Source organism: Novosphingobium naphthalenivorans NBRC 102051 (genome assembly GCF_001590985.1).
Lineage (GTDB): Bacteria > Pseudomonadota > Alphaproteobacteria > Sphingomonadales > Sphingomonadaceae > Novosphingobium > Novosphingobium naphthalenivorans.
The window spans coordinates 68,896-82,267 of record NZ_BCTX01000005.1; the positions used below are offsets into that span (position 1 = coordinate 68,896).

Sequence of the window (13,372 nt, forward strand, 5' to 3'; positions counted from 1 at the left end):
CAACGAAGCTCCAGCACCAATGCACTACTGGCAACCACCCGAACGGCCGGAATGGCTCAGCGCATTTCTGAAGGAAACGCAGGCCTGGGATGCGAACGCCGTCGCGCCATTGCAGGCCGACGAGATGATCGCCACGGCACAGCGGCGCACGGGCCTTACCGATTTCGGGCCGGACTATTGGCGCGAACCGTTCGAAATCCTGGTGCGCTCGGCTGAGGAAGAAGCCGACATGCATCTGTTCGGGCGGCTATGGACCCGGCAGGAGCTGATCCTTTTCCTGGAAACGCGCCTCAAAATCGAGGCGGAATACAAAGCACATCCCGAGATTGAGGACGAGGTTATCGATCAGCCCGTCTTCATCACCGGCCTGCCGCGATCCGGCACTTCCATCCTTTTCGAACTGTTGGCGCAGGACAAGCAGTTCATGGCGCCGGCGAATTGGGAGTTTCTGCTTCCCTGCCCGCCTCCCGAAGCCACGACTTACAGAACTGATCCGCGCGTGCCGCGCGCCCATGATCTCATCACGCAGCCCGGCCGGGTGGCGCCGACCTTCCGGTCCATGCATGAAATGGGTGCCTGGATCCCGAATGAATGCGCTGTCGCATGGCGCATGACCTTCCGGTCGCCGCATCTGGCCGCCGCATTCCAGGCGCCAACCTTTGCGACATGGCTTTTCAGTGCCGATCAGACGCCCATGTATGCCGATTACAAGCGACTGCTGAAGCTTCTGCAGTGGAAGAACCCGCGTGAGCGCTGGCTGCTCAAGTCTCCTGAGCACCAGTCCTTCCTCCCCACCTTGTTCAAGGTGTTTCCCGATGCTGAAGTGGTGATGACGCACCGCGACCCGGTACGGGCACAGGGGTCCGTCATCAATCTGCTCGGAACCTTCTACTGGATGCGGAGCGACAAGCCCTTCGATGCCCAGGCCTATGAACAGCTTCTGACCCCGGAAGGAACGGCTGCGCGCCTTGATCAGGTGATCGACTGGATCGAAGGCGGCGCGGTCCCTGCCGATCGCGTCATTCATTCGCGCTATGCTGATCTGGTCGATGCGCCGGTGCAGACCCTTGAATCGCTTTACGAAAAGCTGGGTCTTCCGTTCACCGAACAGGCCCGTGGTGCGGTTGAGGCCTATCTTTCCGGCAAGCCCCGGCACAAGTTCGGCGCGCATCATTATACCGTCGATCAGGCGGACCATACGCGCGCGCTCTTCAGCCGCTACCAGAGCTATTTCGACGTGCCGAGCGAGGCGTGACCGATTTCCCGGCCCTCTGATCCTTGCTGCGGCATCAGGGGGCCGTGCGTATCCATCCGCGGCCTTGTCCGCGCCACATGACCGGAAGAACAGCATCCGCCCGCGGTCCCGCTTCATGCGGACGATAGCGGCAAATCAGACAAAGGAGCGTGATCGATGACAGTGGAAGCAGACCTCATGCTGCGCGAAGCGTGGAACCGCTTTTGTGATGACCTGAAATCCGCGGGAGACATCGCCTTTCGCGAAACCGCCGCCAGCAATCCCGTCGATCGTGCCGGAGCGATACGGCTCCTTTCCCGCAACATCGCCCTCGCGCTGATGTTCGAACTGGAGAACAATGATCCGTTGCACCCGGAACTGCTCCATTATTTCGACCCGATCCGTAAGCAAGGCGGCGACAATACGGACGCGCTCTATGTCGGCGGGCCGATCAACGGCACCGACACCTACCGGATTTCCGGCAAGCGCGGTTCCTCCAGATATTTCGGCGTGACGGTCGTTGAACGCGGCAACACGCCCTGGGGCGGCGGTGTCGCCGGCGCGCTGTTCGGGGACGAACTCGAAACCGACGCGGACGGTAATTTCGAACTGTTCCTCAGCCCGGACCCGCAGCCCGGCAACTGGATCAAGACCACTCCGGACAGCTTTCGGGTAACCTTCCGCCAGTTCTTCGCGGACTGGGAAGGAGAGGCGCCAATGGAAGCGCGGATCGACCGCATCACCGGCGATCAGGCTCCTCCCCAACTGACACCCGAAAAGGTGAGCAAGGGGCTGGCCGCGGCAACGCACTGGATGAAATGGTCGATCACCTATTGGGCCGACCTTCTGGAAAAGTGGAAGGCGCAGCCCAACAAGTTCCTCGCCTATTTCGAGATCGAAAACCAGAAGATCGATGCGACGCCGGGTGGCCGGGCGCTGCATGCCTACTGGATATTGCCGGAGGACGAAGCCCTCATCATCCGGGTCACGCCGCCCGAGGCGCATTACTGGGCCGTCGAATTCGGCAATTACTGGTGGGAGACGATGGATTATCGCTACCGCCTTTCCAGCACGAACAGCCATCATGCTATTCTTGAAGATGATGGCGAACTGATCATGGTGGTCTCGCACGATGATCCCGGCGTGCCGAACTGGCTCGACCCATCGGGGCACAGCGAGGGTTATTTTACGATCCGCTGGCTGCTGGCCGATTCCTATCCCTATCCGACCGCGCAGCAGGTGAAGCGGAGCGAACTGTTCGACCACCTTCCGAAGACGGTCAAGCGCATCACCTCCGAAGCGCGAAGGGAACAGCTCGACGAGCGCCGCCGCGGTGTCGTCAAACGGTTCAAATGGTGACGCCATGACCAGTCTTTTTGATCCCGGCATGCTGGGCGATATCCAGATTGCCAATCGCGTGGTCATGGCTCCCATGACGCGCAGCCGTGCTGGTGACGGTGATGTGCCGACGGATCTGCATGTCGAATATTACCGGCAACGCGCTGGCGCCGGGCTCATCATCACCGAAGGCACGCAGCCGAGCCCTGCGGGAAAGGGATATTGCCGCACCCCCGGCATTCATTCCTCTTCGCAGATCAAGGCGTGGCGCAAAGTGACGGACGCGGTGCATGCGGAAGGCGGCAAGATCGTCCTGCAGCTCATGCACGTCGGCCGTGTCGCTTCGCATCTCAACAAGGCGCCCGGAGTAGAGACCATCGCGCCTTCGGCCATACAAGCGGCAGGGGAGATGTTCACCGAATCCGGCATGGTTCCGTTGGACACCCCGCGCGCAATCGAAACGGACGAGATTCCAAGCATCATCGAAGAATATGCCAGCGCGGCGCGCAATGCCGTCCAGGCTGGCTTCGACGGGGTGGAACTGCATTGCACGAGCGGCTACCTGCCCGCGCAATTCCTGTCCTCCGGAAGCAACCATCGAACGGATGGCTATGGCGGACCGGCGGCCAATCGTATCCGGTTCGTCGTGGAAACGATTCAGGCCCTGTCGAGAGCAATCGGCAGTGAACGCGTCGGTTTCCGGATCTGTCCCGGTAACCCGTTCAACGATATCCATGATGACGATCCGGTTGAAACATACGGGCTTCTGCTGAAAACCCTGTCACCGCTCGGCCTTGCCTATCTGCATCTGATTGACTGGCCCAATCCGCAGATCGAGAGCCTTCCGCTGGCCCAGAGCTGCTGGCAGGGGCCACTGATCCTGAACGAAAGCATCACGCTGGAACGCGCAAAAACGCTAATTTCCGGCAAGACGGCTGATGCGGTTTCTTTCGGCCGCCCGTTCATAGCCAATCCCGATCTGGTCCTTCGTTTCCGCAAGGGACTTCCGCTGGCGGAATTCGATCCGAACACGTTGTACAGTCCCGGACCGGAAGGTTACGTCACGTATCCTCCGGCAGAGATCGGGGGCGGCGTGGCGGATTAGCGCGCGTTGACAAAATGTTTCAGCCACAGGCGGTCGGCTCCCGAGGTCAAGGGAGCTGAGGTAGGACAAGGCGGCTTCTCGAAGCGAGTGGCGATGCGGCGCGGGTGTTTCTGTAGACCAAACATGCGCGCGATCCGACTGCGAGCGCGGCAACGGCAATAGCCGGGACACTCGGAAGCCCATACGTATCGATCACGGAGGGATCACAGGCGGGGGTTGCTCAGAAGTAGACCATCGACGCCGCGGTAGCTGGACGCATCGCCACCAGTCAGCCTGTCAAGCGACTGGAAGGCCTGGGCCAAGTGAACCCGGTGCATTGGCGGTTCTCGCGCATGTCGAACCCGAATGGCTCGACGCCTCCTTCGCCACGATCAATGCTCGTTACGGCTCGCTTGAAGGCTACCTTCACGAGGGCTGCGCCTGAGCGATGCAGGAATCGCGTCGATCCGCAAACACATGCTTGAACCGGCCCTACTGACGGGCTTGCCAGCTGTCCTGCATCCCCTGGGATTGGAGTGTCGTGACATGCAGCCATCGCGCTGCTCGCGATGACTTCGATTGTCTGGCCTTCCCGGCCGTGCAGGTGCACCCCGCCATCCGGCGATTGTTGAACCAGCCCCCCATTGGAGCGTGGTGTATTCAACGGCTTCAAGGATCGCCATGCCTCCGTCTGCGGATCATCTCGGCCTTGTAAAGACCGTCGATCGTTTCCGCCGAGGCGTTGCCGCCGTCATGGCGGAGCGAGACGCCGCGTCAACCGGGGCGGGGTGAAGTCCGGATCAGGGCCTTCGCTTGACGGCGGAAGTTCGCCTGACAGCGCCTTTCAGGCGACAATTGACATGACAAGTGTCATTTAATAACGAAGGCGGCGCCGGTGATCTTCCATGGGAAAGTCATTGAGCCAAAGGCAACATAAGGAGAGGGGCTACCATGCAAAAAGGTTGGACGCCCAGCGATCGACCGCTTGACATCCGGATGTTGAATGCTGCCGGAAGGTGCCTGAACGGTATCGGCGTGCAACCGTTCAGGCTCGATGAAGACAGTCTGGTCGACCACGCGCGGCGCAAGACCGGCTTGAGCGATTTCGGCGGCTTTTCCTTCGAGGAAGGCTTGCGCGTTCTTTGCCGCAGCCTGGAAAGCGAGTGCGATCTGACTCCGGTCGGGCGCTGGCTGACCCGACTGGAACTGCGCAATCACCTGATCAACCGCCTGCTGGTGGTCGACACCATCAAGCGGCATCCGGAGATCCGCGAACAACAGATCGTCGAGCCGATCTTCATCACCGGTACCGGACGAAGCGGCACCTCGATCCTGCACGAAGTGCTGGCGCAGGATTCGCTGAACAACCGTGCCCTGTTGCACTGGGAAGTGCTCCGCCCCTGCCCTCCCCCGGATCCGGCGACCCATGCCAGCGATCCGCGCATCCGCGAAGCCGATCATCATGTCCATCGCTGGGAGCACATCGCACCGCCCTACAAGCAGATGCATGAGGGCGGGGGCGCCGTGCCGCAGGAGGATGACTTCCTGTTCAACTTCTCGATCCTGTCGGATCACATGATCGGGCTGTACGGCGTGCCGAGCTTTCAGAAATGGCTGTTCCAGCAGGATCGCGCGCCGGCCTGGGAAATGCACAAGAGCGTGCTCCAGATATTGCAATGGAAGTTCCCGAAACGGCGCTGGGTGCTGAAATCGCCGACCCACCTGATGAATCTGCCGCAACTGTTCCGGACCTATCCCGATGCGCGCGTGATCATGACGCACCGCGATCCGTTGAAGGTCGTGGCTTCGCAAAGCAGCCTGCGTTGCGCCCTGTTCTGGATGCGCACCGACACCATCGAGCCCGTCAGATTCGGTCACGAAATGGAGCAGGCGCTTGCCTATATGCTCGATGTCGCGATCAAGACGAGGGACTCAGGAATCGTGCCTGAATCCCAGATCACCGACGTCAAGTTCCAGGATTTCATGCGCGATCCGGTGGCAACGATACGCAAGGCCTACCAGGATCTTGGCCTCGACCTGCCCGATGATGCTGCAGAGCGAATGAGTGCTTATGTTGCGGCCAAACCACGCGACCGCGGCCATGGCCGCCATCGTTACCGGCTGGAAGATTTCGGCCTCGATCCAACGGCGGTCAGTCAGACTTTTGCCGCTTATCGCGAGCGTTTCGACGTGCCGACCGAGACGGAATAGCCTGGGCGGCAATCGTCCAGCATTTCCGATGATGAGAGAGGAACCAATCATGCAGCCATCCTCGCCGCAATCAGGCAATCTCTATCCTGAACTGGCAACCACCGCTCAGATCGAGCGCGAGCGGCTTGCCATACGTGTTTTCGAACGGCCCGAAATGCGCGACGCGGTAGAGCAGATCAAGGCGCTCTACGCAGCCCACCCGCTGGGCGCCACTGCAACCGGCCAGGCCACCATGCATCGCGCCGCTTCGGCCACCGCATTCATGTCGGTGTATCACGCCGTGCTTGAGCCGCTGACCGCCGACCCGGCGTTCCTCTGGTTCGAAAGCGCACCGCATTGCTGGCATGACATGGAAGTGCCGCGCGCAGCTTACGGCATCGATAATCCCCAGGCGGTATATCGGCACGTCATCCTCGACGTGAATTCCAAATATGTCATCACCGGCAAGGTGCAGCGCCCCGGGCCGGTGCAGCTGCATTTCGAGGCGCGCTCCGAGATCCCGGGGGCGGGACCGACCATCGACCCGGAAGGGTCGCCCCAGACCGCCACGCTGAACGGCGAGGACATGGTTTTTGCCGACGACGGTTCGTTCCTCGTCACGCTCGATACCGAGCCGGCCAATGGCCGCATCAATCATATGCAGGTCCCGCCCGTCGGCTATGTATTCCTGGTCACGCGGGACCTGCTGACCGACTGGACCACCCAGCATATCTACTCGATCGAAATCACCAGGACCGACGGCCCGCCGGCACAGCCGATGCCGAGCGACGAAGCGCTGGCGCAGCGCGCGGCGGAGATCGCCCTGGCCGAGGGCAGGTTCTGGATCGCCTTCTTCGACAAGTACACCTTCGTTGGGCCGGTCAATTCAGCCCATGCAATCGCGCGTCCGGGCGGACGCGGACTGGCCGGCGGGGGCCATTTCAAGCTCGCGGACGACGAAGCGCTGGTGGTGACGGTGGAACCCTTGAGCGCGCTGGCGGTGGATATCCAGGTTACCGACCCGTGGGGGGTGCAGTTCGAGTATCTCGAACATCTGAGCTGCTACAATCTGGCGGAATCGAAGCCCAACCCAGATGGCTCGTACACTTATGTCATTTCCCGTCTCGATCCCGGCGTCCATAACTGGCTCGAACCACAGGGCCATGATAGCGGCATGATCGCCCTGCGATGGCAGGCGCTGACTGGACCGGCCGACCCCAAAGTCGCCTTGCGGCCGACAGAGATGGTCAAGCTTGCCGATCTGAAATCGGCCCTTGCGCCGAACACTGTCTTCGTCGATCCGGACCAGCGCGAGATACAGCGGGCCGAACGGGTGCGCGCTTACTTGCGCCATCGCCCGCCCCAACCTGCAGGCGCTGATTGAGCGGGAGCGGGGAGGCTTAACGTAATTGCGATGAATAACCGCGCCTGGTGCAATCGCCGCATGCCATCTGGGAAATTCGTCGTATGCCGAAGATCGTCGATACCAAACAGCGTCGAGAACAGATTGCACGTGCTGCTGCCGAAGTGATTTCGGAGCGTGGACTTGAAAGTGCGTCGATCCGGGAAGTGGCAAAGCGCACCGGCGCCACACGCGGCTTCATCGAGCATTATTTCGAGAACAAGACCGAACTTGTCGGCGCTGCGATCGACTGGCTGAACGCAAGTTATTTGCGGCGGATCAACAAGGCGGTCGCCGGCAAGCGCGGACTTGCCGCACTGCGTGCCCGCTTCGAGTACTCTTTGCCGAAGTCCCCGACGACGCGAAACGAATGGCGGTTGCGCCTGCGGTTCTGGAGTTCGCCCGACCAGGACATCAACACGGTACAACGCCAGCGTCTGCAAATCTGGCTGAAGGTCATCGAGGAAGACATCATCGTTGCGCAATCGCTTGGCGAAATTTCGCCTGCAATTGATGCGAAACAGGCTGCACAACGCCTTTTCTATATCTTGTCGGGTCTTAGCACCCTGAGCGTGGCGGACAAGCAATCCTACAATCGCGACTTCCTGCTGACCGAATTCGATCGTCAGCTGGGTAAACTTGAAAACGGTACGCTGTAGCTGGCTGCAAGCCGGATACCGAAAGGAAGATGGCCGTGGAAATGGAATATCGGATGGTCGAAAGCAATGGCATCAGCCTGCAAGTTGCGATCGCCGGTGAAGGCGCGCCGGTCGTATTCTGCCATGGCTTTCCGGGCCTTGCCTATAGCTGGCGTCATCAGATGAAGGCACTTGCCGAGGCAGGTTATCGCGCCATCGCGGTCGATCAGCGCGGCTATGGTGGTAGCGACAGGCCGCGCGACGTCGCTTCCTATGACGCCGATCAGGTCATGGCCGACATGACAGGGCTGCTGGATGCACTGGGCGAAAGCGAGGCCGTGTTCGTGGGCCACGATTTCGGGGCGCAACAGGTCTGCAACCTTGCCGTCAGACACAGCGAACGGGTGAGGGCGGTGGTCATTATGGCGTGCCCTTACGATTTTGACCTTGCCGGCCGGTCGGGACAGGGTAGCAAGCCGCCCGAGGGAAGAACGGACATGGATTGGGGCGGCGGCATCCGGCCGACCCAGGCTTTCGCCATGGCGGCAAAGCAGCATTTCCTCCACCTCCACTACTTCCAGGCTATCGGACCTGCAGAAGCCGAACTTGGCGCTCTCCCGGCCGAATTCCTGAAGCGCCTGTTCTGGGCGCTCAGCGCGGGGGGAAAGCTGGGTAATTACGTCAACCATCCGAGCGAAGGGACAGGCTACCTCGACGTGCTTCCCGAGGCACCCGACCTGCCGTGGGACTGGATGAGCGAAGAGGATTTCCAGACTTTCGTCGATGGCTTCACGCGAACCGACCCGGGCGGCTATTTCATCGGCGGGCTCAATTCCTACCGCACGGCTGATCGCAACTGGGAATTGGGCGAACCCTGGGCCGACGCCAATATCGAAGTGCCTGCCCTGTTTATCGCCGGAGCGCAGGACATCGTGCTGCGCATGATCGCAGCCGATGCCCTCGATATCCAGCGCCGCCGGGTGCCCGACCTGCGCGATACCGTGCTGATCGAAGGGGCCGGACATTTCGTGCAGATGGAACGTCCGCAGGAAACCTCGCGCGTTCTGCTGGACTTCCTTCGAAGTCTCTAGGCGCGGAGTGGAATGAATTCGAACCGTCGGCACGCTTGTGCGATGTCCGCAACGGCGTCGGTTACTGAGGCGCATCGGTGTTCATCAGCGGCCGTCGTCAGGACTCACCAGATGCTGCAGTGAAAGCCATCGGCGGGCGCCTGAACGGCGTGCTTGGCGACACGTCGAACCTAGCCGACACCGCTCTGGTCGCGTTGCCGCTTTCACGGCTGTTGGCGGACAGGACGTCGTCAGCGTGCAGGCCGATTGGTCGTCGCAAGCACGCAACTTCCTTGCCTCGCGGCGAGCTGACGGCTCCCTAGGCGAGGCAAGCCGACGTTCGCTGACAACGCACAGGCTTGCCCCGCCGGGGGGGGGGGCACAGCGAACCTGACAGCGCTATTATTCTCACGGCAGGATGTTCAGCGAGAAGATTTGAGGTTAAACCGAAGGGAGCGGCAAACTTAGCATGCAGCAAGTTGGCGTATATCTACGCTAGAGTTACCCCTCACTCCCACTCGATCGTGCCGGGCGGCTTTGACGTGTAGTCATAGACCACGCGGTTGATGCCCTTCACCTCATTGATGATGCGGGTCGCGACGCGGCTGAGGAACGTGGCGTCGAAGGGGTAGATGTCGGCGGTCATGCCGTCGGTGCTGGTCACTGCACGCAGCGCGCAGACGCTGTCGTAAGTGCGCCCGTCGCCCATCACGCCCACGGTCTTGACCGGCAGCAGCACCGCGAAGGCCTGCCAGATCGCATCGTAGAGACCGGCGTTGCGGATTTCCTCAAGGTAGATCGCATCGGCCTTGCGCAGGATGTCGCAGCGCTCGCGCGTCACTTCGCCGGGGATGCGGATCGCAAGGCCCGGCCCCGGGAACGGATGGCGGCCGACGAAGATCTCGGGCAGGCCCAGTTCGCGGCCGAGTTCGCGCACTTCGTCCTTGAACAGTTCGCGCAGCGGTTCGACCAGCTTCATGTTCATGCGTTCGGGAAGGCCGCCCACGTTGTGGTGGCTCTTGATCGTCACCGAAGGCCCGCCGGTGAACGAGACCGATTCGATCACGTCGGGATAGAGCGTGCCCTGCGCGAGGAATTCGGCGCCGCCGATCTTCTTCGCCTCGTTCTCGAACACGTCGATGAAGGTCTTGCCGATGAACTTGCGCTTCTTCTCCGGGTCGGTGACGCCTTCGAGCCCCTTGAGGAACAGGGTCGAGGCATCGACGTGGACCAGCGGGATATTGTAGTGGCCGCGGAACAGGCTGACGACCTGCTCAGCCTCACCCATGCGCAGAATGCCGCCGTCGACGAAGACGCAAGTGAGCTGATCGCCGATCGCCTCGTGGATCAGGAGCGCCGCCACCGCCGAATCGACGCCGCCCGAAAGGCCGCAGATCACGCGCTTGTCGCCGACCTGCTCGCGGATTTCCGCGATCTTGGTCTTGCGGAACTCGGCCATGGTCCAGTCCCCGGCGAGGCCGCAGACATGGCGCACGAAGTTCTTGAGCAGCTTGCCGCCGTCGGGCGTGTGCACGACTTCGGGGTGGAACTGCATCGCGTAGATGCGCTTCTCGTCGTTGGCGATCACCGCAAAAGGCGCGCCCGCGCTCGAAGCGACGGGACGGAAGCCGGGGGCCAGCTTCGTCACCTTGTCGCCGTGGCTCATCCACACCTGGTGCTTCTCGCCGACCTGCCACATGCCGTCGAACAGCGCGCATTCGTCCAGAATCTCGATAAAGGCGCGGCCGAATTCGCCCGAGTCGCCGAGCAGCACTTCGCCGCCCGTCTGGTGCATCAGCGCCTGCTGGCCATAACAGATGCCGAGAATCGGCAGTCCGCTGTCGAGAATCGCCTGGGGAATGCGCGGGCCGTTCTCATCGAGAACCGAGGCCGGCGAACCGGACAGGATCACCCCGGCCGGGTTCATGCGCTTGAACGCCTCTGCGGCGGCATTGAAGGGAGCGATTTCCGAGTAGACGCCCGCTTCGCGCACGCGGCGCGCGATCAGCTGGGTCACCTGGCTGCCGAAATCGACGATCAGTACGGATTCAGAAGTCTGGATACTCATGGCTGGCCCCTAATAGCACAGGCGCCGGGTGTCCAGATGGCTGAACGCCGCCGGAGGCAGATGCATGGCGTTCAATTGATGATTGCAAAACTTGCAAGTAATATTGTTGCTTTTGAATTTGCGAGAATTCCAGCGAAGCCTATTTCGCCCGTCCGCCGTCGGAGCGACCAAAGGAGCCCGGCGCGGATAAAATAAAAAACAATGTTTGCAGGAGCATTACAATGACCATCGTCGAACGCACGTTCGGCCTGGCGGCGGCGCTTGGCGTCAGCGCGCTGGCATTTGCGCTTACCCTCGCCTGAGCGAGAAGGGATGCGCATCGTGCAATAGGTCCCATCAGACCCCTTTTGCATGTGTGACGAGAGCGGCCCGCAAGGCCGCTCTTTTCGTTTCCGCCCCCTTCGGACGCGGCACTTTCGCACCCCCTTCATTTTATCCCTTGCAAATATCCTAACCTAGCTTATATTAAGCATGGTAAGGATATGAAATCCCTTGTGTGAATGGAGATAGACTTGTGACCATCGCTGAAAAGTCGATCGGTTTCGCGGCAGCTCTGGGCGCCTTTGCCTTCGCTTTCGCGATCACCCTTGCCTGAATCTGGCACCTGAACCTGACACCTGATCCCCGCGCCCGGCGGTCCCGCCGGGCACAAGCAAAAAGGGCGGCCCCGCAAGGCCGCCCTTTTGTTTTGGTCAGTTGGCGCAACCGTCAGCCGGCACCGTCAGCCAGCAAGCGCCTTCACCAGATCGTAGAGATAATCGCGCGCGGTATAGAGCGCCCGTGCCTCGACCCGCTCGTTGAGGCCGTGGATGCCATTGCCATCCGGATCGACCCAGACGCTGGGCACGCCGTAAACCGGAATGCCCAGTGCCCCGAAATAGACCCCATCGGTCGCGCCGGTCGACATCGACGGAATCACGGGAACGCCGGGGAAATACTTCGCCGCGATCTTTTCCACCGGGCCAGTGATCTTCGGATCGAGCGGCGGCGGCGAGGCGATCGGCTTGTCCTTCACGCGCAGATCGACAGTGATGCGCGGATCGTCGATCGCCTTGACCAGCGCCGCCTGCGTTTCCTCGGCCGTGCGCCCCGGGAACATCCGGCAATTGACATTGGCCTCGGCCCGCTGCGGCAGCGCGTTGAGCGCGTGCCCGGCATCGACCATGGTGGCAACGCAAGTCGTGCGCAGCATCGAGTGCAGCATCTTGTCCTGATCGACGATCGCCAGCGCCGCCTTGTCACCGGGATTGGCGGCCAGCGCCTGCATCGCCGCGCCGGTTTCCCCGCCGCGCATCTTGCCCGCCTTGGTGAAAAAGGCGCGGGTGGTGTCGCTGAATTCGACCGGGAATTCGTAAGCGCCGACTTTCAGCAGCGCGGTGGACAGCTCGTAGATCGCATTGTCCGGCACCGGCTGCGAGCTGTGGCCGCCGGGGTTGGTCGCGGTCAGGGTGAAATCCTGATAGGCCTTCTCGCCCACCTGCAGCGTCTCGACCATCAGCTTGCCATGGCCATCGGTCCGGCCGCCGCCGCCTTCGTTAAGCACGAACGCCGCGTCGATCAGGTCCTTGCGGTTCTGGGCCAGCCACTCGGCGCCGTTGAACGCCCCGCTGGTCTCCTCACCGCAGGTCAGCGCCAGCTTGATCGTCCGCTTGGGCTTGTATCCCGCCTTGGCGAAGCGAACCAGCGTGTCCACCCAGATCGAGGCCATCGCCTTGTCGTCCACCGCGCCGCGCGCGTAGTAGTAGCCGTTCTCCTCGATCAGCTTGAACGGATCGCGCACCCAGTCCTCGCGCTTGGCTTCGACCACGTCCAGATGCGCCAGCAGCAGCATCGGCTTCATGCGCTTGTCCGTGCCGGGATAGACCGCGACGAGCCCGCCATCCCGGGGATGATCGGAGGTAAAGAACGCCGTGAGCTGGTCATCCTTGAGCCCCGCCGCCTTGAGCCGGGCCGCCATCCTGGCGGCCGCTTCGGTGCAGCTGCCATGCGAAACGGTCGTGTTGGTCTCGATCAGTTCCTTGTAGAGACCGAAGAAATCCTGCTGGTCCGCGCGCAGCTTCGGCATCGGCGCCGAAGGTTCGGCCGCACCTGCCCCGGTTCCGGTCATCGAAGACAGGAGCAGAGCCCCGCAAGCCATTGTCATCAAACCCTTACGCATCGCGCACCCCTGTATGTCATGCTGTGGGAACGGCGCGATACAAGCACATTTGCCGCAGAAGGCAACTGCTGATCGCGCGAATTGCCCCGCCCTCTCCAGCCACCTTGCGTCATATATTTAACTTTCGACGCCACACTGATTCTGCAATATTCTCGCTTCGAATATAACAATACAAGAGTCTTAAAATTGA

The 13,372-nt window shown here is 61.5% G+C and carries 11 protein-coding genes; 8 read left to right on the plus strand and 3 right to left on the minus strand.

The features are described from left to right. The first annotated feature begins 19 nt into the window (after window positions 1-19). From NN5_RS03010 to NN5_RS03040, 8 genes are all read left to right on the plus strand, one after another. Window positions 20-1,255, plus strand: a complete 1,236-nt coding sequence (locus NN5_RS03010; RefSeq protein WP_157080985.1) for a sulfotransferase family protein — start codon at window positions 20-22, stop codon at window positions 1,253-1,255. A 156-nt stretch (window positions 1,256-1,411) separates the two neighbouring features. After that, entirely contained in the window at window positions 1,412-2,593 is a 1,182-nt protein-coding gene (locus NN5_RS03015; protein ID WP_067732575.1) for a DUF1214 domain-containing protein, read from the plus strand. Between the two features lie 4 nt (window positions 2,594-2,597). Continuing rightward, the gene (locus NN5_RS03020; protein WP_067732576.1) at window positions 2,598-3,677 is read left to right on the plus strand and encodes an alkene reductase; all 1,080 of its coding nucleotides are present in this window, start codon (window positions 2,598-2,600) and stop codon (window positions 3,675-3,677) included. Between the two features lie 202 nt (window positions 3,678-3,879). After that, on the plus strand, window positions 3,880-4,101 hold the full coding sequence (locus tag NN5_RS27145) for a tyrosine-protein phosphatase (RefSeq protein WP_281190393.1): 222 nt from the start codon (window positions 3,880-3,882) through the stop codon (window positions 4,099-4,101). 896 nt (window positions 4,102-4,997) lie between these two features. Beyond that, the gene (locus NN5_RS03025; RefSeq protein WP_245656192.1) at window positions 4,998-5,867 is read left to right on the plus strand and encodes a sulfotransferase family protein; all 870 of its coding nucleotides are present in this window, start codon (window positions 4,998-5,000) and stop codon (window positions 5,865-5,867) included. Window positions 5,868-5,916: 49 nt separating this feature from the next. Further along, a complete protein-coding gene (locus NN5_RS03030; RefSeq protein WP_067732578.1) occupies window positions 5,917-7,230 on the plus strand; it encodes a hypothetical protein in 1,314 nt (437 codons plus the stop codon). An 83-nt stretch (window positions 7,231-7,313) separates the two neighbouring features. Continuing rightward, the gene (locus NN5_RS03035; protein ID WP_067732579.1) at window positions 7,314-7,907 is read left to right on the plus strand and encodes a TetR/AcrR family transcriptional regulator; all 594 of its coding nucleotides are present in this window, start codon (window positions 7,314-7,316) and stop codon (window positions 7,905-7,907) included. A 41-nt stretch (window positions 7,908-7,948) separates the two neighbouring features. Next, on the plus strand, window positions 7,949-8,977 hold the full coding sequence (locus tag NN5_RS03040; RefSeq protein ID WP_217998565.1) for an alpha/beta fold hydrolase: 1,029 nt from the start codon (window positions 7,949-7,951) through the stop codon (window positions 8,975-8,977). 487 nt (window positions 8,978-9,464) lie between these two features. Here NN5_RS03040 and guaA read toward each other — a convergent pair whose 3' ends face one another. From guaA to NN5_RS03050, 3 genes are all read right to left on the minus strand, one after another. Further along, complete coding sequence (guaA, locus tag NN5_RS03045) at window positions 9,465-11,024, minus strand: glutamine-hydrolyzing GMP synthase (protein WP_067732581.1); 1,560 nt, start codon at window positions 11,022-11,024, stop codon at window positions 9,465-9,467. Between the two features lie 71 nt (window positions 11,025-11,095). Beyond that, on the minus strand, window positions 11,096-11,344 hold the full coding sequence (locus NN5_RS25600; protein ID WP_157080979.1) for a hypothetical protein: 249 nt from the start codon (window positions 11,342-11,344) through the stop codon (window positions 11,096-11,098). A 401-nt stretch (window positions 11,345-11,745) separates the two neighbouring features. Continuing rightward, the gene (locus NN5_RS03050; RefSeq protein ID WP_084384703.1) at window positions 11,746-13,182 is read right to left on the minus strand and encodes a M20/M25/M40 family metallo-hydrolase; all 1,437 of its coding nucleotides are present in this window, start codon (window positions 13,180-13,182) and stop codon (window positions 11,746-11,748) included. Window positions 13,183-13,372 lie beyond the last annotated feature (190 nt).